We start from the raw sequence: 20,831 nt of genomic DNA, 5'->3' as shown, positions 1-20,831 counted from the left end.
ATACGAGTATTTTGCCTATTCTCCTAATCTACTACAATTTAGGAAAATTTGAATAGGCATCCTGATAGAGTCGTGCTAGAATCTTGATACGATACATTTTGTATACGAGATTATGAAGGAGAGACGCTATTTGTCATTCAAGAGACTGATCAAAACGACTTCAGTCAGCTTATGCTCAACACTTCTCGCCACTCTACTCTTACAACAAGTTGCATCTGCACAATCGTTATCAGCCACAACAATTAACCCCAATCTCATTCACTTCAACAGCCAGTCAAGCATCCTGCCCGCAACCCTCTCACCTAAGTCAACTGCCCTCAAACCTGCATTCATTTCTCCTAAATTACAAACCAATTCATCTGCAGTCACTCGCGTCATCGTTCAGCTTAGCAGTCAACCTACTGCAGCAGGTCAATTCGCTGCAAAGTCAGGCAACAACTCACTGGCCGCCGAATCGTCAGAAAGCTCGCTTCGCGCTGAGCAATCCGGTTTTATCAGTACTGCGCTTAGCAAAGGCATCAACCTTAAGGTAAACTACCGCTTTACTACGGTATTGAACGGAATGGAAGTATCCGTGCCTGCTAATCAAATTCCACAGCTGGCCAAGCTGCCTGGCGTACTGTCCGTTTTCGAGAATCGTACGTATACAAGCATTCCGGTGATGGAGCCGGAGGCAGCTGAAGAAGCAACGCCTTATGACATCAACCCGATCCATCAGATCGGTGCTGATGCAGCATGGGCGAAGGAACTAACCGGTAAAGGACTTAAAGTCGGTGTTATCGACACCGGTGTAGATTATTTACATCCGGATTTAGCCGGAGCCTATAAAGGCGGTTATGACTCCGCCAATGGGGACGATGATCCTTATGAGGATTACGAAGATAATGGTTTAGTAGCATCGGAGCATGGAACGCATGTATCCGGCACGATAGTCGGTAGAGCGGCCAATACAACCTCAAGTGTTGTGCAGAAGGGGATTGCGTACGAATCAGATCTGTATGTCTATAAAGTATTATCGGCTGATGCCAGCGGCAATGCCACTGGTTCAACAGCAACCGTTATTGACGGCATCGAACATGCTGTTAAGGATGGTATGGACGTTATTAACATGTCTTTGGGGGCCGATGGCGACTTGGATCCGAATTCACCGGATGCCATTGCGGTTAACAACGCTGTCCTCGCTGGCATCGTAGTCGTTATCGCAAACGGCAACGCCGGTGATTACGGCTATTACACCATGGGTACGCCTGCCTCCTCACAGCTGGGCATCTCTGTCGGTGCGGCGGACAGCCCGGGAAGCCGTTTTGCGGCAGACGCTGTAAGCTCGCTGAGCAGCACATCCTATGAACTGCATGCCATGAGCTGGCGGACAGCCGAAGAGAACTTCGACGTGACCCTTGGCGCTGGACCGCTAGATGCGGTTTATGTCGGCCTTGGTGCTGATGGAGATTATTCTGGCAAGGATGTCACCGGCAAAGTAGTTGTGATTTCCCGAGGCACACTTGCATTCGTGGACAAAATCGCGATTGCCAAGAGTCATGGTGCTAAAGCAGCCGTTATATTTAATGGCATTGCCACAGAAGATGACGACACTGTGGCGGATCTCTCGGAATCTATTACGGATCGTGACGGATATATTGGTGAAGATGGCTTCCTTGGAGACAGCTTCGACTTCATCCCGACCTACGATATGTCCGGGGCGGAGGGCCGCGCACTTGCCCGTGCCATTCTAGCCGATAACGGCGCTACGCAGCTTACGCTGACCTTCAGCGGATTTGAAAGTGCTATGGCAAGCGGTGACCACATGGTGTCCTTCAGCTCCAGAGGTCCGAATTCAGACGGCATGTACGGTATTAAACCGGACTTTGCCGCACCAGGCAACAGCATTATGTCTACATGGCCGGAATATGCCAAGTATGACCCGGATGCTTCCTATGAGGAAGCTTACAACCGAATCTCCGGAACTAGTATGGCGACCCCGCATGTAGCGGGCCTCGCGCTGCTGCTTCTGCAGAAGCATCCGGATTGGACTCCTTTCGATGTGCGCTCTGCACTGGCTAATACGGCAGATACGCTCTACGATCAGGATGGCGCGCAATATGACGTGTACACGCAAGGCGCGGGCCGCGTTAATGTCGCAAAAGCGATCGAAACGCCTGCTTTGCTGCAGACCATTGACGAGCTGACGATCTATGACAAGAACCTGCAGCCTGTCCAAGTGACAAACTACGGGGACTCTGCAAGCTTCGGTTTGATGCAGGCCGGGGATGAAGCTGCGACTGAACAATTGCAGTTGAAGAACACCTCAAATGCAGAAGTGACTTACCATGCTTCGATTAAGATGCATGAAGTGGACTCGTATCTCGATACGCCTGACCCAAGCGCTATTGATGTTCAACTAACAGGATTGACAGACGAAGTGGTAACTGCGTCTGCTAATTCTGCGACGCCTTTTGCGCTCACCCTCGCACCTCATGCGGATGCTGCGGAAGGGATTTATGAAGGCGAAGTAGTGCTTGAAAGCGCTGGACTGCCTACCATGCATCTTCCTTTTGTGGTACATGTAGGCGAGCAAACACCGGATAATGGGTATGGCGTACAAGATGTCGAGCTTTCGCCTAAAGTCATCTCCCCTCCCTTCGAGGGAATTAACGGTGTACCTGAAACGATGAAGCTTAGCTTTGACTTGCGTGCGCCTGATGCTTACGGAATCGATGTCCGCGTGTACAATTTGGACGAGCAATTCATCGGCTACCTCATGCTGTACACTAATGCCGACGAAGCAGGTAATTTGGTTCCCCTTGAACCCGACCTCTATGAGGTTACGGATTTGACTACAACCTATTTGGCCGTCGATGAAAAAGGCAATATCAAGTTCGATGATCAAGACGAACCGGTCTTCGGTCAGCTTGCCGACGGTACTTATCGTTTAGAAATTGCTGCGCCGGTGCTGGGCAAAGATGGAAAACCGCTCGTGGACGAGAACAATATAGGTTATGCCTACTCCACGGTCACGACCTTCGCGGTTCACGCCTACGGAGCTCTCGTTCAAGCAGCTGAGGGCAATTTTGCGGCTACTGCCTCCAACAAGACTGTCTTGAATCAAGCTGTTCTGACTTTCCCGGTAACGGAAGGCGTTACCTACCAGGTTACGAAGAGCAGTGACACTACACTCATTGACGATGCTGGCGTTCTTAAGGCACTGCCTGACTCGCTGAAGACAGTGGATCTTACCGTCACGATTGCTTCCGAGATCATGCCTGAAGTTAACACCAGTAAGACTGTATCCATTGAGCTTGACAGACCCTATTACGGAAGTGGCGGCGGGTTCATTCCTAGCACCCCAACGATTCCAAATGATAGCCCATCGATCACGAAATTACTGGAGCAAGGACAACATGCCTCCTTCCTTAATGCTTCTTCCTCGCAGACAGGAACAACGGTGAAAGTAACCATTACGGATGATGGGCTGAAAAAAGCGTTGCAAGAAGCCTCCCCTGCTCCTGCCGCACTCGTTCTAAAAGTGAACGTCGATGAGAAGCAGCAGGCGGTGCTGGAGTTAACACCTGCACAATTGAAGCTGCTGGCTGGCGCACCTGCGGGCAGCACCGTTATTTTGACGACAGGGTCATCGTCGATTTCGCTTCCGGTATCCCTGTTCTCGAATCTCTCAGCAGATGCTTCCGTTCGCGTGACAATCGCAGCGGACGGAACTGCTGCAGATGCCTTCAAGGCAGAGAATTCTGGCGCCGTTGTGGTAGGAACGCCGATTTCCTTCGAAGTGGATATCGTAACAAATAAAGGAGCGACACCACTCTCGGTACCGATCACGACGACGATTAAACGCAGCTTTACCGTGACTGGCAGCAATTCCGTCAATCGACTAGGCGTATTATTCGAAGAGAATGGCAGCTTCTTCCCTGCTCCGGCCGCCTCTGAGAAGCATACCGACGGCACTGTTACAGTTGTAGTGAGCCGCCCTGGTCTATCCACTTACGCGGCTGCCTACCGGAACACCGCATTTGCGGATATTAAGTTCTCATGGGCCCAATCGGCCATTCAAGCACTCGCGGATACGTTCCTGCTCAATGGCACGACACCTACAACCTTTGCGCCGAAGCAGCAAGTAACGCGAGCCGAATTTGCCGTTATGCTCGCTCGGGCGCTTGGCCTGCAATCGTCTGACGCGAAAGCTGCTTTTGCCGATGTGTCTCAGGATGCTTGGTATGCGGGCGGAGTAGCCGCGGCTGTTGAAGCTGGATTGGTCAAGGGCGACAGCCAAGGACTGTTCCAGCCGAACGCTCCTATAAGCAGACAGGATTTGTCTGTCATCCTAGCTCGCGCGTTGAAGCTGCTTCAAGTAGCAGCGCCGACACTTCCACCGCATGTTGCGTATCACGATAAAGCCGATATCGCTGCGTATGCATCGGATAGCATTGACCTCGTGACGAACAACGGTCTGATGAAGGGCATTAATGTGAATGGCGTGGCTAACTTCCAGCCAACTGTATCCGTCACTCGCGAAACTGCGGCAAGTGTAATTTACAGCCTGCTGCGTGAGGCAAAGCTGATTAATTAATGGAATGATGAAGGAGCCGTAACCACCGCTGGGATGTTGATCAGCGCGGGGGTTACGGTTTTTTTTCGTGCTGGATTTGAGTGGCAACAATAAGCAGGTGTAGCGCGTTATAGGGATAGAGGTGAGTGCGATGAAGAAAACGCGGGGTTTGCTGGTCGTTTGCTTGCTGCTTATGTCCATGTTTAGTGTCGGCTGCTCAAAAGGAGGTGGAGCGTCGATTTCAGAAGAGAACTCGTCTGAACCCCCTAATGGATTGTTGCTCAAGCGGAGATTGCACTCATTAAAGGCTCCTACCAATGGAACATTGCCATTGCGGATGCTCCAACTCCCGACATGCTGGTGCGGGATTCGAAGGTTTATACCGTTAAATCTCATGCGGCATTTTCGATTTCGTTTCGCAGCGGGCCAGAGCCTACGGAAACCTGGGCGGGGTTATGGGTCAATCAGAATTTCACCCCATTAACGAAACAAGACGGCAAGTTCCTCCTTCCATCTGAACCGGGCCAATACATCCTCGTCGCAGGCGGCAAATGGTCGGTAGGCAACTGCAGCTACGCCGCGATTATTAACGTCGTTGACTAAGTCGAGCGGAGGGGCAGCTGCCGCTACTGCTCCGTCGCTATGTTGCTCCCAAAGCTACTCTTCCTCCAATCCTGCCACTTTCTCGCCGATGTGTTGCCCCCAGTGCTACTCTTCCTCCAATCCTGCCACTTTCTCGCCGATGTGTTGCCCCTAGTGCTACTCTTCCACCATTTCTGCCACTTTCTCGCTGATGTGTTGCCCCCAGTGCTACTCTTCCTCCTAATCTGCCACTTTCTCGCTGATGTGTTGCCCCTAGAGCTACTCTTCCATCAATTCTGCCATCTTTCCGCCGATGTGTTGCCCCCAGTGCTACTCTTCCTCCAATCCTGCCACTTTCTCGCCGGTGTGTTGCCCCTAGGGCTACTCTTTCCACCAATTGCGCCACTTTCTTGCTGATGTGTTCTACGTCCATTCGCAAGCCCGAGAGTTCCATTCCCGCACTCTCAGCCTCTTCTCGGCTCCGATTTCGGGCTGAGAGTTCCATTTTGGAACTCTCAGCAAAACCGCATCGGAGCTGGCAAGCCAGCCCACGATGGAGCAGCTATGCGACCAACAACAAAAAAGCCCCGAGCCCCATGCACAACCATGCATGGTAACCCGGGGCTTCAATCTTACTTCACAGCAGCAGCTTCGACCGCTTGCGCCAGCTTCTCTACCGCTCTGGCTGTGCCGCTCTTCTGCTCTTCCAGACCTTCGTACTCGACGCTCATCCAGCCGTCGTAGCCAATGCCCGCCAGCTTAGCGACGATCGAGGCAGCGCCAACGTCGCCTTCGGTCGGTACCGCGCCGATGAACGGCTGACCGTTAAGCGAACGATACACGCCATCCTTCTGCTCTTCGCCCACACGCGCGAAGTCTTTGGCATGCACGTGACGGATGAGCGGATGCAGCGCTTCGAAAGCTTGCGCCGGCACATCGTCGACGAGCAAGAAATTGCCCATGTCGAAGGTGCTGCGCAGTGCCGGCGAACCGACCAAAGTGATGATATCCTGCACCTGCTCCGATTTGCCAGCGAAGATGCCGTGGTTCTCCAAGCAGAGCACAACACCTTTGCTCTCTGCATAAGCAGCGCCTTTCGCCAGCCCTTCCACGATCCAGCCTTTTGCTTCCTCGTAGCTGATGCCTTCTTTGCGATCGCCCGCAAACACGCGAACAACCTCTGCGCCGAACTCGACTGCCATATCAACAGCCAAGATGATATCCTGCAGCTGCACTTCACGCTCTTCAGCCGTCGTTTTCACAAAATCATTGCAAGCCCCGAAGCACGCCAGCTTGATGCCCGTACGAGCCAAAGCCTCGTGAACCGCAGGCACGTCGCTCTCCTTATTCCAGAACACGCTGAGCAGTTCGACGCCTTGCGCGCCTACCGAAGCCGCGTAATCGATAAAGTCCGCATTTTTCCATGATCCATCGTACAAATATTTATGGCAGCTCCATACACTAATCGCGATTTTCATCCTAAAAAATCCTCCAATCAGCACCCTAGCGGTACTGTTTAATAAACTCCACGGCTCTGCGAATATCCAGCTCCGGCTTCGCGCCGACTTCACGTTCGATCGTTAGATAACCTGTATACCCAATGGACTGCAGGGCAGCGAAATAAGCGTCAAAATCAACAGCGCCTTCACCAAGCGGAACCTCTTCAAAATCCAATCCGCCGGCAGCCATCTCCGCAATATGCTCATGCGTCATTTTCTGATAGCCGAGGAACCCGTACACTTGGCGCGGATCGACAACTCGCAGCCTGCGACCATCCTTCACATGGGTATGCACGATATAATCCTTTAGCGTAATGACGCCTTGTACCGGATCATCGCCTGTTACCATAACCATATTGGCAGGATCGAAGTTGACGGAAACGCCGTTCGTGCTCAGCGTATCAAGGAAGCTCTTTAAGTGAGCCGCGGGTTCCGGGCCAGTCTCGATCGCAAAATAAGCATTCAAACTCTTCGCATATTGGCCAAGCTCCTCGCAGGCCTGCTGCATCGCCGCATAGATTGCGCCGTTCTTATCATCAGGCACAATACCGATATGAGTCGTCACGATGTTGGTGCCGAGCTCGACAGCCAAATCAAGAATGCGCTTGGATTGCTCAACTTTCTCCGCATTGGCAGCCCCATCCTGGAAGCCATGTCCGCCCAAATCGCCGCATAGCGCAGAGATATCCAGCCCTAGTCCGTCGATATACGAACGCATCTCGCGTCTTGCAGATGCATTCATATTCGCAGGGTCCATCTCACCGGATACCGCATAGATTTGTACGCCTTCCGCGCCGACTTCTTTGGCCTTCAACAATCCTTCGCGAACGCCAATACCGAAGCTGTCCACGATAACGCCTATTTTATTGGATAAATGAATCGTCATTGATTAAATCAACCTTTCTGATTAAAAATGAATTTCGGTTCCTTTTGCCGCCGACTCATAGATCGCGCACAGCATGCGTGTCACTTCTACGCCATCTTGAACAGGGCTCAGCGTCTCTGTACGGCCGAGGCAGCTGTTGATGAAATGTCCGATTTCGCGTCCGAACGCATCGTTGAAATCAAACGTAGTGTGATCAACCTGCGGCGTCATATTCACGATCGTATCGTGTTTCTCGCCCATAATAACAAGCGCCGGCTCCACTTCTACTCCGCCTTGATCGCCATACAGCTTCACGGACAGCTCATCCTTCTGCGCATGCAGCGCGAAGCTGACATCGACCATCAAGGAAGCGCCGTTCTCGAAACGGATAATCGCATTCGCCAGATCTTCCACATCGTTCTTCTCCGCATCATAATCGGCTGCTTTATAGAAGCCCAGATTCTTAATATGCGAACGGTTGCCCAGCTTGCGGTACGTATTGCCACTTACTGATTTCACCTTCGGTTTGCCCATGAGGTACCAGCAAATATCAATAATATGAACGCCAAGATCGATCAGCGGACCGCCACCGGAGCGCTCGATATCGGAGAACCAGCCGCCCGGATTGCCGAGTCTGCGCAGGCATGTTGCTTTGGCATAATAGATTTCGCCAAGATCGCCTGCATCGATGAAACGCTTTAGAACCTCAATGCTCGAAGCATAACGACGCACAAAACCAACCTGCAGCAACTTGCCTGTCGCTTCAACCGCGGCTTGAACACGTTCCGCTTCTTCGACTGTTTTGCAAAGCGGCTTCTCGCACAGGACGTTCTTGCCCGCTTCCAGCGCAGCAATCGTAATTTCAGCATGCGTGTTATTCCAAGTACAGATACTTACAGCATCGATGCTGGGATCAGCAAGCAATTCACGATAATCGGTGTAAATCTTAGCAGCACCATACTTCTCCGCCGCCGCTTGAGCGCGCTCTTCATTCTTATCGCAAATCGCTACAAGAACAGCATCCTTATTGGTAGCGTAAGCCCCCAGATGCGCACCCGAAATCGAACCTGCACCAATAACACCTATGTTTAATTTCTTTTCCGTTGTTGTCATGATTTGATCAACCTTTCCCTTCTGTAATCGGTTTCGTTATAATGAGTTTACCTTGTGATGAAGGATGGGAGAATGCACACCATGCCAACCTACATGGACAATATGATCAGTCCACTTCCATTTCGGCTGTTCGACTGCATGGTTGATGTGAAGAAGCTTCGCGTGAAGTCGTTGATGATCACGAATGCCGGTCATTTGCCCGGACGCACTTCTAGGCGGGAAGACGCCGAATTCGACAGTTGGTCATTCGTATATATCGGAGCAGGTCGAGGATACTACCAAACCGACTCCGGGGATCGGCAAATTGTCGAGGCGGGATCGCTGTTCTGCTTGTATCCCGGCGCGGTATTTCAGTATGGACCGGAGACGGATGGATACTGGGACGAGTATTATTTTGCGCTCGATGGAGAACGGGTAGAGGAATGGCTCGCGAACTGGTACGAGCATCCGGAGCTCGTGAAATTCGTCGGAACCGACGAGAGCTTCCTGAGCAAAATCGAGCTCATCTTCCAGCTCATGGACAGCGCCGTTCCCGCCAATCAAGACCGGGCCGCACTCGCGCTGGAATCGCTGCTCTTCGACATGTCGCTGCGCTTCAATCAGACGCAGACAAGCAGCCGCGCCTTGTTCGTGCATAGCCTGCTGGACGATTTGTCCGGCACGGTCTACCAGCCGCTCGACAGCACCGCGCTTGCAGCACGACATCATATCTCGATTCCGACGCTAAGACGAATCGTGCATGACTATACGGGATATCCGCTCGGCGAATTCGTTCACCGGCTTAAAGTAGCCGAAGCCAAGAAGCTGCTCCTCAACACCGACAAAACCGTCATGGAAATCGCGTCGCTTCTGGGCTACGCGGACATGTTCTACTTTTCCCGTCTGTTCAAGAAGCTGGCGGATACGGCACCGTCGACCTATCGTTCCCGGATGAGGTAACGAGATGAATAAAAGGGGCTGTCCAACAAGTATGACTGTGTTGGCAGCTTCTTGTTTGGATTGTGGGAAGAGGAGGACATGAGAGGGATACCTCGGCGCAAACGCGGGAAACTTCGAACAAATACTGCCTAATAGGCAACATTTACCCCTCAGCACGAGCAAAAACAGCCCAATATTGCGCGTTATGCAACATTTAGCTATGTAACGATAGTCAGGAGGCTAGTTTCGGAGAAAATGTTGATTTAAGCGCAATATTTCCTCCAATAGCCTCCTTTTTCGTTAGAAATGCTGCCTAACAAGCAACATTTCCTCTAGATACGAGACTATCAGTTGATCTCGGCGGGAAAATCGCTGATGAACCTCCGGTGAATTGATCTTCAACTGAGATAATATTTAACTTTTGCAGCCTCTTTAATCTATAAAAGCCCGCCCCTTCAAGTGAAGGGACGAGCTCAACCATCGTTCATCTATTAATCACGCTCTTCCAAATTCCGCTCCAGGTAGCTCTCGAGCGCATTGGAGATTTCAAATACGGTATGTGCAAGATCATAATTCTCGAAAGCGTGCTCGCACCGTGATTGATAGCGGATCGCCGTTTCATATTGATCCAAATTAGATTTTATAATATCGGGGTCTATTCCCTCTTGGGTTTGCCTATCCTGAACGGTACGCCGATCTGCATAAATGAACAGCCGAACTACCTGTTCCCCATACATATCCTTCAGCGCATGAGCACCTTCGTGATTCAGAATCAGATAGATGCTGCCGCCCTTCTTCAAACTATACGCAATGTCTTTGCCCCGTAACCCGTAGCGATTCCCATTGACGGTAACGCTTTCAATAAAATCGCCGTCGGCATCGAACTGATCATACAGCTCAGGGGTGATGAAGTGGTAATCCTGACCGTTCACTTCACCCGGACGCGGTCTGCGTGTCGCATACGAGATTACTTTGGTAATACCGAGCGTTGTGCCTACACTATCTGCTACTGTCTTGCGTCCGGAGCCATCCGGTCCCGTAAAAACGAAAATCAGCTCTCGATCCTTCTGTTCACTCATCGTCACAGCCTCCTGAACTCATGGATTGGTCTATCCGTTCGGGTCTAGCAGGGCGAAAACTTCAGGCTTTGAATCTGTTATTCCATTATAGCTTAAACCATTAAAATCCAGCAATCGTCGACTTCACAATATCATTGACTTTTTTTGGCGAATAGGATACATTTTACAAAACAAACAAATAAGTTCTCTTACGTTGGAAGCACCCGTAAGCAAAGGCAATCATGCCTTTCTTGCGGGTGTTTTTGCGTTTACAAAGGGAACCCGTCCAAGGAGGAGTTTATCACTATGCTACATTCTATGATGAGAAAGCCGATTTCAGCCGTATTACTTGCTCTGCTCGCACTATTGATCTCCATGCCTTCCGCCGTCTCCGCGTCATCCGTCAAGCTGACCGAATCTGCCCAAACCAAGCTATCCAAGCAAATATCCACTGCCAATTATGCCATGAAGCAGAATCTCACCGCTCAATTGCTGAGCCTAAGGACTCTCCAGCAGAAGGAAGACACACTCGATACATCGATCGCTTCCCTCCACTATTACAATGGCAATGCAATGACCGCGCTACGCGCGCGAATCACCCAGATTGATGCTGCGAAGATCGCCAAGCTTACGCAGGACGTAGCTCAGACCAAAGAACGATATAAACCGCTCTTCGCGATGTACGCGTCGTTAAATACGCAAATTAAAGACGCCAAATTCCTCAAGCTGAAGAATTTGGCTGCCTTGCTCCAAATTCAAGCGGATCTGCTGAAGCCTTCCACCCAGCTTGCCCGCACTGAAATTCGCATCAAAGAAGAGCTCCTTAAGAATGCAAAGGCAGCTACTTCTGCCACGATTAAGCATTTGCGTGGGAAACTCGCCGAAACAGACCCGCTGCGCAGCCAGATTACATCGGTCCAATCGGTTATTTCCGGCACGAAGAAGAACATATCCCCCGTCGTCAAAACCCTTAACGAGACGATAAAAGCTAACTCCTATGAGGGTACGCTGCAATCGCTGACCACGCTCGTATCCATTACTCGCACCATTGTGGAGCAGAAACAGCGAGTCAGTACGTTTGAAGCGCGCATTTCCGAAATTACCCGTGCAACGAACGCCGAAATTCCGGCCAAATAACGACTGCGCTCCTGACATGCGCGACAATAGAAGGGAATAGCATTGTAAGAGGAGAGTTCCGGCTTCTGCTTTCTTAGCGTTGAACTTGAGGAGGGGAAACAATGCAAATTCATGTCGTGCAGGCGGGACAAACACTTTACCGACTGTCACAGGCGTACGGGATACCCGTTTCTGATATCACTTCCGCTAACGAGATTTCACCTAACGATACACTGGTTATCGGACAGGCACTTGTCATTCCGATTGTCGGGCAATATTATTGGGTGCTTCCGGGGGACACACTAACTACTATCGCGAGTAAATTCGGTACTACTGCTGCCACGCTCGCTTCAATTAACGACATCGGGATCAATAGTCCATTACAGGTAGGCCATCGCCTCTATATCCCGCCTATTCCGAAGCGAAACGCTTTAATCAACGCCTATATTGATCCGCGTGGGACGACAGTCTCCCCAGCCTTAACGGAAGCGGCCAGAAGTGCAGCTCCACTCCTTACGTATCTGGCACCATCAAGCTTTCGCATCCAGCGTGACGGTACACTCGTCCCGCCTCCGCTCGGCGATCTCGAATCCATTGCAAGGCGTAACCGCACGGCGATGATGATGACGATCACCAATTTGGAAGGCGATCAGTTCAGCGCAGAGCTCGGCCAGCTCATTCTAAACGATAAAGCGCTGCAGGATAAGCTGATTGCCAACATTCTGGACACAGCGAAACGCCTGAATTTCAAGGACATCCACTTCGATCTGGAGCATCTCCGCCCGGAAGATAAGGAAGCCTATAACCGATTTCTGCGCAAAGCTGTCGTCCCGATCCACAAGGCAGGACTCACAATGTCCACGGCGCTCGCTCCCAAAACAAGCGCTACCCAGCAAGGCGCATGGTATTCCGGCCATGATTATAAGGCTCACGGGGAGATCGCCGATTTTGTCATTATCATGACCTATGAGTGGGGCTACAGCGGTGGACCCCCAATGCCCGTCTCACCGATTGGTCCGGTTCGAACGGTGCTGGAGTACGCCCTCACGGAGATTCCGGCGAACAAAATCGTCATGGGGCAAAATTTATACGGCTATGACTGGACACTGCCTTATGTGCCAGGCGGCGCCTATGCCAGGGCTATCAGTCCGCAAGCGGCTATCGCTCTCGCGCGACAATACAACGCTGAAATTTTATACGACAACACCGCTCAGGCACCGAATTTCTCTTATTGGGATGCAAATGGCAAGGAGCATAAGGTATGGTTTGAGGATGCCCGTTCTATTCAAGCGAAATTCAATCTGCTGAAACAACTTCATCTGCGCGGCATTAGTTATTGGAAGCTCGGTCTTAGCTTCCCGCAGAACTGGTTGTTAATCGAAGATAATTTTAATGTCGTTAAATTGCTGCCTTAGCATCGCTGATGATGTAGCAGTAGCAATACGATGATTATAAGCACTCTGATTACAGTTTCGGCCTTGCGCCCAGCTGGATGAGGAGTGCTTATTTGTCGTCTATGCCGCCTAAGGTCGGAGGCGTCCCCCGCCTTAAGGCCAGCATCAAGAACAGCCGCCAGACGGTTTCGAGGAAGGCCGTCCTCTTTTAAACTAAGGATATCAGTTAAACGACATCACCATACGCCAGCACAACACATCACTTCACAATAGACGGCAATGACTTACCACTACAACAAACACAAACCTAAAGGAGATGTAATCACATGAAGAAGCTTTACCGATCCACTTTGAACCGCAAATTAACGGGGCTGTCCGGCGGGATTGGCGATTGGCTCGGCGTTGATCCGACCATCATCCGACTTGTTCTGATCGTATCCGGTGTGTTTAGCCTCGGTACCACACTGCTCGTGTACATTATCGCAAGTTTACTTGTACCGAAAGCACCATTCGAGGTATTGTCCCCAGACAGCCACTTCCGTTTTCACGCCTAATTCATAAAAAACCAAAACTAGGAGATGTTCAACAATGGGATTGTTAAACCGAATTTTCAACATTACACAGGCAGCTGCCAACGAATTGCTCGACAAGCTGGAAGATCCGGCCATGATGCTGGGCCAATATGTACGCGGCATGCAAGATGAGATCGCCAATGCACAACAAGAGCTGTTCAAACAAGAAGCCATGATTAAAGGGCTGCAGCAGCAAGCAAGCGAAGCTGCTGTAATGGCAGAACACAGCGAAACCAAAGCGCTGGATGCCATGAGAGCCGGCAATGAAGCAACGGCACGCGAGGCACTGACCGCGAAGCTGCATTACACCGATAAAGTACAGGAATATTCGCAGTGGATCGAGAAGGCGAAGCTTACTATCGCTGAGCTGACACAGCGGCTGGAGAAAGCCCGCGCAGAGCTCCCTCTGCTGCTTAAGAAACGTGAAGAGCTGCTTGCACGCATTCAACAAACAGCAGCGAAGTCCCGCTCCGGTATGCCGAGCTTCAGCGTTGGCCGTGCCAGTCTAGAAGGCGGATCCGCATCACGCGGCTTCCAACGGATCGAAGAGAAAATCGCGCAATGGGAAGCCCATGTGGCCATGTCCCGCCAACCATACGGAGCAGGCTACAGCGATTCTTACGGTGCATCGCCTGCTGCGGGTACAACAGGCATACCTGCTAAGGATGCGCTGATCAATGAACAAATGGAACAGCTGCGCAGAAAGCTGCCAACGGAGTAAGGCAGTCGCACGCAAAAAAGGAACCTCCCTACACTCAGGGGACAGGTTCCTTTTTGCGTTGCGGCAAGTTGATGGCGACTACAATCGCTCAAGCAGCCCCGCCAATGTCAGATTCTCATAACCCGTAATCTGAATATCCGCCTGAGATAAGTCCATGTGCGAGGTGATCGGATTCGGAACCGCGATTGCCTTCATCCCTGCAGCTTTCGCCGCCTTCAATCCGTTAAGAGAATCCTCCACCGCAACAGCCTCAAACGGCTGCACACCAAGCGCTTCAACGGCCAACCGGTAAAGCGTCGGATCAGGCTTCACAAGCTCGACATCGTCTCTTGTATAAATCGCCTCGAAATAATCAGCGATGCCCTGTTCCCTCAGATGTCTGTCGATCCATTTCCGATCGGAGCTCGAAGCAAGACCGATCCGCAGCCCGAGCTGCTTCGCTTCATCCAGAAGCCCCAGCACACCAAGGCGGAGCTTTACTTCGCGAAGCGATTCTTCATGCAGAACTTTGAAGCGCTCCCTAAGTGCATTCCTATCAAGCACTTTCCCCGTTAACTCCTGCAAATCATCATACGGATTGAATGGTCCGCCTATTGTACCTACGCAGACTGCCCATTTCTCCAGCTCCAGCACATGACCATGCTCCTCATAAATCTTGCAAAACACCTCATACTCGCAGGACTCCGTATCCACCAGCGTACCATCGAAATCAAATACAATTGCCCGTATTGTCGATGACGACATCGAATCTCCCCCATTCCCATTACCCTGATCGTAGTCGAACGGCTTCCGTTATGTAAATAGCGAAGCGCCACTTCACAAAAATAAAACGATCGCGCGCCGCGAGCCACGTCGCCCACAGTCAGCGCACAAATCAAAAAACCGCCAGCCTCCACAGCTGACGGTTCTCTTTGCGGCAATTATAGCAGGAAGAAGCCTTCTTCCTGTAGATATTGTTCAGCCTCTTCATAGGTTTCGAGCACCATTTCGAGGTTCGGTCCGGCATACACGTACCACAGGTCATCCTCATGCTTCAGAATCAGCGACTGCTTCTCAGGTCCGAACCAAGTCGAGGCATGTACCTCACCGCGCGGGGCAGCAGCAGCCTTGGCGCTCTTCGAAGTCGGCTCCGGCGCACGGTAAGATAGAGAGCGAATCGATTCCTCTACCAACTGACGGAACGCATCGGCTTCATAGCCGCGGATGTTCACAAACCCCTTCTCATCCGTATCATAGCCACGCAAATGTCCGGCATACACGAAACCATTCCCGTTCGGGTGCAGGTGGAACGCCACATTTTTCTTATCGTACAAACTTTCGTCATACTGATAATTCACACGGCCGAGTGACACGTCCTTCCGCTTGAGCTCAGGAAAGGACTCCAAAATAGAAAGCTTCTGGTCAAAACTGAGCATAATCGCCTCCGGGAAACGGTAATATTTGCTGTGATTATACCACAGCAGCTGAGCAAGACAAAACTTGCACCTCATACTGATACGACATTTTATGTCGCAGCAGTTATTTTATACTTAATCCTGTATTCACTTCAGTTTTCGAAAGAGGGTCATTACCAATGGCAAAAACAAAACGCGGGCGTGCGCTGTGGAGCCTACCGTCTCGCGGCCGCGGCACTTGTCCGGTCTGCAGCAGAACACGCATCAAACTTCTCTATCCTCGGGCTAAAACAGACGGATCTACCGTAAAAGTATGCAAACAATGCATCCATTCTCCACAGGAATCCGTCGACCGCATTACCGGCTAGCGAGCTGCCCGTTCTCCAAGCAGGGGAACGGGCGCTACTGAGGACGCAAACAGTGCTTGTCAGTCGAAGGCCCCGGATGATGTAATACATACAGATGCAGCATACGCACGCTTGGATTAAAGGAGGGTACGACTTGAGCAACATGCACCGAATCAGGTGGTTCGATAGTCAGATCAGAGAGGGCAAGTACCCGAGCAGCACGCAGCTGGCTCAGCAATTCGAAATCTCGAAGCGCCAGGCGCAGCGCGATATCGAGTATTTGACCTACTCGCTCTCAGCCCCCTTGCTTTATGTCGCTAAATACCGCGGATATTGCTACGAGAATAAAACATACGCGCTTCCCTTGCTCTATATGACCGACGAGGAGAAGAAGGTGTTAAAATATTTAGCCTACCGCTACCGCCAGTACAATTATGATAATGCGGCATCGGTCAACCGTGTCGCGCATTTGCTTGAACGCTTCTCGGAGGAGGAGACCGAAGAGCTGGGGCAGCGACTTCCCATCTTTGAAACGAATCCGCAGCTCATTCACGTCTTTGAGCGACTTTCTTATGCGATCTCGCAGCTTTTGGTCGTACGGATCACCTATCGGGATGAATCGGGGCTGCTGCAGTTATCCATACGCCCGCTCAAGCTGATGAGTCAATACAACAGCGATTATGTCATTGCCTATTGCGAAGAAGCTGACAAGCAGCGCTTATTGAGACTTGGCAGCATCAACAGTGTGGATGTGACTACTGCTAAGTTCGAGCCTATGGATGCAGAAACGCTGGAATGGGGTGCAGGCGGTACATCTGCGGGATCGCCCCAGCGCAAGCCTTACACCGCCCAAGTGAAGCTGGCTCAACCCCTTGCCTCGTCGGATTCTTGGCACGGGTATCGGATACGCTCCTCTACGCCTGAACAGGCCTTATACACCGTGGAATTTCATGAAATTGAATCATTCCTGCATCATTTGATGGTGTCCGATTGGGAGGCGCTGCTCGCACCGCGATGGCTTCGAGAACAGCTGGATGCTCTTTGCACACGTACACTGGAACGATTAGGAGAAGGAGGCGCAGCGAAAACATGACACGTGTATTGCTGGAAGCCATCACTATGAAACGCCAATCCAAGTCCTACATCGACAGCCTGCATGCGATATTATCGGCGGCGAGGTTGTTTGAAGGCCCTAAATATAGGCTTGCCGGCCTCACCGGAATGGCTTTTAAATTCACGGTCCATGAGCGGCTGCTGCCATTATCGGTATCCGCGTATGGACAATGGGGCGACGAGCATTCCCCGGCTATTCGCAATCTCGGTCTCTATACCGTTTGGGACGCAGGTCGTACCCGCCACCCTACCTTTGCTTATTATCAGCAGGATGCTGTCAACTGGATCAAACAATCGCTTGACGTTGGGATTGGGGTCATCTACTGGATTCCAGAGTTTGGCGTCATCTGCGGTTACGATGATGAAGATGCCGTATTTTATATCCAAGACGGACACTCCTCCGACTATACAATCGTGCTGTACGATAATCTTGGCTTAAACTTCACCGGCTTCTGGTACTGTCAGATATTTGGCGAAAGGATGGAGCCCTCACTCGCTGATATGGTGCTGGAATCGCTTCGACTAGCCATTCACGACTGGGATACGCCCTATAAGACCTTGCCAAATACCGATATCGCTTCAGGGAAGCTCGCTTACACCTTCCTGCGAAATGGGCTGCAAAGTGGAGATTACGATGAGGGCGGCGCCGTCTATATCATGGATAACTATATGTACACGCGAGAAGAAATCGCCTCTTATCTGCGCGATGTCTCCGGTGAGTTCAGCGGGCTGGAGGAGGCTTCCGCCGCTTACGAGGCGTTACTTCTGCTAGTTCCCGGCATGAAGTCCTGTATCGTGGAGAATGGCATCAAAGGCAGACATATTGATCCTTTGAGCCGTGATCTCTTATGCGCTCTGCTGCGTGAAGCTGAGGAGCTTGAGGAGCGTGCCGTCACGATATTCCGTGCCATCTCGGAGCGCTATCCGGATTTGAGCCGTTCCACGATTCGCAGGTGGGGCGTTGCCACGCCGCGATAATTAAGGAAGGAGGTGTCGCTGCACATGACGCCGACAAGACAACTTGCACATTTACAGCTCATTCGGCAATCGCATTCCTACATAGATGCGATGCACGCTGTACTCGTCCATCAAGGTTTTTTTGCACTATCCAAGTCGATGCTGGCAGGAATGACCTCGATGGGATTTCGGTTTACGGTCCATCGCAGGCTGGCCGCTCCCTCCACTACCGCTTACAACTGGCTCGCGGAGCATTTTCTCGCTGCCGATTTCATTGGGATGACCAGCTCCCAGCACGCGGGCTTCAACTTTGATCATGCCTTCCCTCTCTATCAGAAGCATACACTCCGGGCTATTAAAGAGAGCATTAATCGCGGCGCAGGAGTAATCTTCTGGAAGGATGCCTTCGTCATCGCCGCCGGGTACGACGATGATGCCCAAGTTCTGCTGGTTGCCGATGGCTCCGAAGAAGATGGAGAGCTTAGTCGGCTGCCTTATGCGGATTTCGGCCGCAGCGGCCACTCCCCTTACTGGTACTATCAACTCATCGAAAACCACATCGCGCTCGATACGCTTGAGGTTTACCGGGAGTCGCTCATGCAAGCGATACACTACTGGGAGTCGCATGATGCTTTGCTACCGGCAAACGAATATGCCTGCGGTGAGCAGGCTTACCTCGCGCTGATTGAGTTGCTGGAGTATGGTGAATACGATACAGCCGAAGCAATGGCGGTGATCCGCACGTATGCCGCAGCCAAGCAAGATATCGCAGCATATACGGACGCGCTCGGACTTATCTGGCCCGGCTGTCAGCCGATCGCCGTTTGTTATGGCAAGGTAAGTGAAATATTCAAGCAGCTGTCGGAGGCGTTGGCAAGTAAAATCGACGGGGTTGATGGCGGGGGAGGCGGTGATGATACTGGTTCTGGGAGCGGTGGAAGCAGCGATGACGCTCTTGCTAACGGTGGTGGAGGCGGTAATGTTTCTAACACTGGCCGGGAAGCTGGAGACGATGCTGGCGCTGAAGCCAGCGCCGGTGCATGCGCCTCCTTCTATGCGAACCGCCTAGTCTCTCTGCTTCGAGAAGCGCGAGACCACGAGCAAGAAGCGATTACGCTCATCAAGCAGTTCATGCGAGAAACGGTCCATAACCGGTTCCATGACATCGCTCTTCGATAAGCTGGAACTTGTTTCTTATTTTGGTTGTATCCAGGAATCGCGGGGCACAATAGGAGTGATCTGTGACATGTACACTCCAAACAAAGGTGGGCCTAAGCAATGCGAAACCGAGATCAGTACCAAGACAACGAAGCATACAACCGCACCTCCAACACGGCGGCAGGTATCAATACGCCGTTAGACCATCAAGACACCAGTCCTCTGGACATGATCAGCCATGCCATTGAAGAAATCGTCGACAACGTCCAGCATGCCTTCGATGGCGCGGATAATAATGATGAGCAGCGTTATTCCAGCCATTCAGACGGACACTCGTTCTAACCTGAAATTTGGCAAGCTATAGCTGCTTCAGGTGCAGAGAATTGTGAAATGCTGCATTTTCTGCAACATTTCTTTGGGAAAAGAGCTCTCACCGAGAAAATGTTGCTGATTATGCAACAATCTCAGCTCCAATAACGAGATAACGGCCATTCCTCGAGCAAATGTTGCCTTTTATGCAACAATAGGTCGCATCCACACCTCTCTGTGGGGTAAATGCTGCATTTTCTGCAACAATTTTAACGGCGGCGGTCCGAATTGGACCACTCGCACAATAGAGGGGTATCCGCCAACCAATCGGATGCCCCCCTATTGTTTACAGCGGCAGTACGCGTACTGCCGCTTGTTTTCCGCTCAGTTGAATGCCGGTTTCCTTCTTCCCGCTTCCGGAAAGATCCTTCAACAGCTGCTCCAGCAGCTCCTTCGCCTTAGGTCCTTCCTTCCCTTGAACGCGGACAACAAGATCAACAGCGTTGCCGGATGCGAGCAGCTTCTCGCACTGGCGCAGCTTCGTGTCGTAATCATGCTCTTCAATATGCGGCGTCAGGCGAATTTCCTTCGCCTTAAGCGGCTGGTCCTTCTTCCGCTCTTCACGTTTCGCCGCAGCCGCGGATTCCTTGGCTGCGCCGCGACTAATCAGCGTGCAAGGCGGAGGGCTGCTCATCAGAGAGGTGCAGACTAAATCAACTTTATACTCTCTTGCAAGCGCCAGCGCTTCCTCGCGAGAGACAACGCCCAGCGACTCGCCATTTAACCCCGTTAACAGAACCTCGGATGCTTTAATTTGCTCATTTACGATCATATCTGCAACCGCCCCTCTCTTTCACAACTAGTATAGCAAATGCTGTTTTATTGATTTTCAATAATTACACCGCGATGATGAACGTGTGCTCTGTCGCATGCCACCACTAACGGTTGTGAGAATGGTTATTTAGCCTAAAAAAGCCATATGTATTTTCTAACGGTTGCCAGCGAACCTATTTGCACGTTTTCCACCTGGAATCGAACCATTTGCTGCAAATAACGCCTGTCACAACCGTTGCTATGAACGTTTTTGTCAAACCCAACGTATTTGCACCATGGAAACACTAGGCGCGGGGGCAAATATGCGAGCGACGGTTGGCACG

Annotated in this window: 19 protein-coding genes; 12 read left to right on the top strand and 7 right to left on the bottom strand. The window is 51.4% G+C overall.

Translation table 11 applies throughout. The features are described 5' to 3' along the window. Window positions 1–130 precede the first annotated feature (130 nt). Window positions 131–4,579, top strand: a complete 4,449-nt coding sequence (locus BLW29_RS32005; RefSeq protein WP_177186555.1) for a S8 family serine peptidase — start codon at window positions 131–133, stop codon at window positions 4,577–4,579. Between the two features lie 333 nt (window positions 4,580–4,912). Continuing rightward, window positions 4,913–5,161 (top strand): hypothetical protein, encoded by a 249-nt coding sequence (locus BLW29_RS09250; RefSeq protein ID WP_090978537.1) that lies wholly within the window; start codon window positions 4,913–4,915, stop codon window positions 5,159–5,161. Between the two features lie 611 nt (window positions 5,162–5,772). On the opposite strand, the gene BLW29_RS09240 is transcribed toward BLW29_RS09250, so the two are convergent. From BLW29_RS09240 to BLW29_RS09230, 3 genes are read right to left on the bottom strand one after another with little or no spacing between them, the layout of a single operon-like run. After that, window positions 5,773–6,618, bottom strand: coding sequence for a sugar phosphate isomerase/epimerase family protein (locus BLW29_RS09240; protein WP_090978531.1), 846 nt, complete (start codon window positions 6,616–6,618; stop codon window positions 5,773–5,775). 25 nt (window positions 6,619–6,643) lie between these two features. After that, window positions 6,644–7,525, bottom strand: a complete 882-nt coding sequence (locus tag BLW29_RS09235) for a sugar phosphate isomerase/epimerase family protein (RefSeq protein WP_090978529.1) — start codon at window positions 7,523–7,525, stop codon at window positions 6,644–6,646. 21 nt (window positions 7,526–7,546) lie between these two features. Beyond that, window positions 7,547–8,617, bottom strand: a complete 1,071-nt coding sequence (locus tag BLW29_RS09230) for a Gfo/Idh/MocA family protein (RefSeq protein ID WP_090978527.1) — start codon at window positions 8,615–8,617, stop codon at window positions 7,547–7,549. A gap of 81 nt (window positions 8,618–8,698) precedes the next feature. On the opposite strand from BLW29_RS09230, the gene BLW29_RS09225 reads away from it, so the two are divergent. After that, window positions 8,699–9,556, top strand: a complete 858-nt coding sequence (locus BLW29_RS09225; RefSeq protein WP_090978525.1) for a helix-turn-helix domain-containing protein — start codon at window positions 8,699–8,701, stop codon at window positions 9,554–9,556. A gap of 470 nt (window positions 9,557–10,026) precedes the next feature. Here the strand turns inward: BLW29_RS09225 and BLW29_RS09220 are convergent, their stop codons facing one another. Further along, a complete protein-coding gene (locus tag BLW29_RS09220) occupies window positions 10,027–10,614 on the bottom strand; it encodes a guanylate kinase (RefSeq protein ID WP_090978523.1) in 588 nt (195 codons plus the stop codon). Window positions 10,615–10,899: 285 nt separating this feature from the next. On the opposite strand from BLW29_RS09220, the gene BLW29_RS09215 reads away from it, so the two are divergent. From BLW29_RS09215 to BLW29_RS09200, 4 genes are all read left to right on the top strand, one after another. Beyond that, window positions 10,900–11,730, top strand: a complete 831-nt coding sequence (locus tag BLW29_RS09215; protein WP_090978521.1) for a hypothetical protein — start codon at window positions 10,900–10,902, stop codon at window positions 11,728–11,730. Window positions 11,731–11,831: 101 nt separating this feature from the next. After that, the gene (locus BLW29_RS09210; RefSeq protein ID WP_090978520.1) at window positions 11,832–13,124 is read left to right on the top strand and encodes a glycoside hydrolase family 18 protein; all 1,293 of its coding nucleotides are present in this window, start codon (window positions 11,832–11,834) and stop codon (window positions 13,122–13,124) included. 305 nt (window positions 13,125–13,429) lie between these two features. Continuing rightward, the gene (locus BLW29_RS09205; protein WP_090978518.1) at window positions 13,430–13,657 is read left to right on the top strand and encodes a PspC domain-containing protein; all 228 of its coding nucleotides are present in this window, start codon (window positions 13,430–13,432) and stop codon (window positions 13,655–13,657) included. 34 nt (window positions 13,658–13,691) lie between these two features. Further along, window positions 13,692–14,396 (top strand): PspA/IM30 family protein, encoded by a 705-nt coding sequence (locus BLW29_RS09200; protein WP_090978516.1) that lies wholly within the window; start codon window positions 13,692–13,694, stop codon window positions 14,394–14,396. A 78-nt stretch (window positions 14,397–14,474) separates the two neighbouring features. On the opposite strand, the gene BLW29_RS09195 is transcribed toward BLW29_RS09200, so the two are convergent. Both BLW29_RS09195 and BLW29_RS09190 read right to left on the bottom strand, forming a co-directional pair. Further along, the gene (locus BLW29_RS09195; protein ID WP_090978514.1) at window positions 14,475–15,140 is read right to left on the bottom strand and encodes an HAD family hydrolase; all 666 of its coding nucleotides are present in this window, start codon (window positions 15,138–15,140) and stop codon (window positions 14,475–14,477) included. 176 nt (window positions 15,141–15,316) lie between these two features. Continuing rightward, complete coding sequence (locus BLW29_RS09190) at window positions 15,317–15,811, bottom strand: hypothetical protein (protein ID WP_090978511.1); 495 nt, start codon at window positions 15,809–15,811, stop codon at window positions 15,317–15,319. 158 nt (window positions 15,812–15,969) lie between these two features. On the opposite strand from BLW29_RS09190, the gene BLW29_RS31705 reads away from it, so the two are divergent. The 5 genes from BLW29_RS31705 to BLW29_RS09165 all read left to right on the top strand — a co-directional run bounded on the left by BLW29_RS31705 (window position 15,970) and on the right by BLW29_RS09165 (window position 19,707). Beyond that, window positions 15,970–16,158 carry a hypothetical protein gene (locus BLW29_RS31705; protein WP_090978509.1) on the top strand — a complete coding sequence of 63 codons (189 nt, stop codon included), beginning with the start codon at window positions 15,970–15,972 and terminating at the stop codon, window positions 16,156–16,158. A 142-nt stretch (window positions 16,159–16,300) separates the two neighbouring features. Continuing rightward, window positions 16,301–17,230 carry a helix-turn-helix transcriptional regulator gene (locus BLW29_RS09180; protein WP_256208507.1) on the top strand — a complete coding sequence of 310 codons (930 nt, stop codon included), beginning with the start codon at window positions 16,301–16,303 and terminating at the stop codon, window positions 17,228–17,230. Further along, window positions 17,227–18,228, top strand: coding sequence for a hypothetical protein (locus BLW29_RS09175; protein WP_090978505.1), 1,002 nt, complete (start codon window positions 17,227–17,229; stop codon window positions 18,226–18,228). Before BLW29_RS09180 ends, BLW29_RS09175 begins: the two co-directional genes overlap by 4 nt. A 24-nt stretch (window positions 18,229–18,252) precedes the next feature. Next, complete coding sequence (locus tag BLW29_RS09170; protein WP_090978503.1) at window positions 18,253–19,386, top strand: hypothetical protein; 1,134 nt, start codon at window positions 18,253–18,255, stop codon at window positions 19,384–19,386. A 99-nt stretch (window positions 19,387–19,485) separates the two neighbouring features. Next, window positions 19,486–19,707: a hypothetical protein gene (locus BLW29_RS09165; protein ID WP_090978501.1), complete on the top strand. Its 222-nt coding sequence runs from the start codon at window positions 19,486–19,488 to the stop codon at window positions 19,705–19,707. A gap of 313 nt (window positions 19,708–20,020) precedes the next feature. Here BLW29_RS09165 and infC read toward each other — a convergent pair whose 3' ends face one another. Next, on the bottom strand, window positions 20,021–20,506 hold the full coding sequence (gene infC / locus BLW29_RS09160) for a translation initiation factor IF-3 (protein ID WP_090978498.1): 486 nt from the start codon (window positions 20,504–20,506) through the stop codon (window positions 20,021–20,023). Window positions 20,507–20,831: the final 325 nt, after the last annotated feature.

Origin of the sequence: Paenibacillus sp. CF384, from assembly GCF_900106745.1 — a bacterium.
Classification (GTDB): Bacteria; Bacillota; Bacilli; order Paenibacillales; family Paenibacillaceae; genus Paenibacillus_Z.
This window is presented reverse-complemented; position numbering and strand designations above follow the sequence as displayed.

Coding starts and splice junctions, on each gene's coding strand:
- BLW29_RS09250 (WP_090978537.1), top strand. CDS start 4,913: ATGCTGGTGCGGGATTCGAAGGTTTATACCGTTAAATCTCATGCGGCA.
- BLW29_RS09240 (WP_090978531.1), bottom strand. CDS start 6,618: ATGAAAATCGCGATTAGTGTATGGAGCTGCCATAAATATTTGTACGAT.
- BLW29_RS09235 (WP_090978529.1), bottom strand. CDS start 7,525: ATGACGATTCATTTATCCAATAAAATAGGCGTTATCGTGGACAGCTTC.
- BLW29_RS09230 (WP_090978527.1), bottom strand. CDS start 8,617: ATGACAACAACGGAAAAGAAATTAAACATAGGTGTTATTGGTGCAGGT.
- BLW29_RS09225 (WP_090978525.1), top strand. CDS start 8,699: ATGCCAACCTACATGGACAATATGATCAGTCCACTTCCATTTCGGCTG.
- BLW29_RS09220 (WP_090978523.1), bottom strand. CDS start 10,614: ATGAGTGAACAGAAGGATCGAGAGCTGATTTTCGTTTTTACGGGACCG.
- BLW29_RS09215 (WP_090978521.1), top strand. CDS start 10,900: ATGCTACATTCTATGATGAGAAAGCCGATTTCAGCCGTATTACTTGCT.
- BLW29_RS09210 (WP_090978520.1), top strand. CDS start 11,832: ATGCAAATTCATGTCGTGCAGGCGGGACAAACACTTTACCGACTGTCA.
- BLW29_RS09205 (WP_090978518.1), top strand. CDS start 13,430: ATGAAGAAGCTTTACCGATCCACTTTGAACCGCAAATTAACGGGGCTG.
- BLW29_RS09200 (WP_090978516.1), top strand. CDS start 13,692: ATGGGATTGTTAAACCGAATTTTCAACATTACACAGGCAGCTGCCAAC.
- BLW29_RS09195 (WP_090978514.1), bottom strand. CDS start 15,140: ATGTCGTCATCGACAATACGGGCAATTGTATTTGATTTCGATGGTACG.
- BLW29_RS09190 (WP_090978511.1), bottom strand. CDS start 15,811: ATGCTCAGTTTTGACCAGAAGCTTTCTATTTTGGAGTCCTTTCCTGAG.
- BLW29_RS31705 (WP_090978509.1), top strand. CDS start 15,970: ATGGCAAAAACAAAACGCGGGCGTGCGCTGTGGAGCCTACCGTCTCGC.
- BLW29_RS09180 (WP_256208507.1), top strand. CDS start 16,301: ATGCACCGAATCAGGTGGTTCGATAGTCAGATCAGAGAGGGCAAGTAC.
- BLW29_RS09175 (WP_090978505.1), top strand. CDS start 17,227: ATGACACGTGTATTGCTGGAAGCCATCACTATGAAACGCCAATCCAAG.
- BLW29_RS09170 (WP_090978503.1), top strand. CDS start 18,253: ATGACGCCGACAAGACAACTTGCACATTTACAGCTCATTCGGCAATCG.
- BLW29_RS09165 (WP_090978501.1), top strand. CDS start 19,486: ATGCGAAACCGAGATCAGTACCAAGACAACGAAGCATACAACCGCACC.
- infC (WP_090978498.1), bottom strand. CDS start 20,506: ATGATCGTAAATGAGCAAATTAAAGCATCCGAGGTTCTGTTAACGGGG.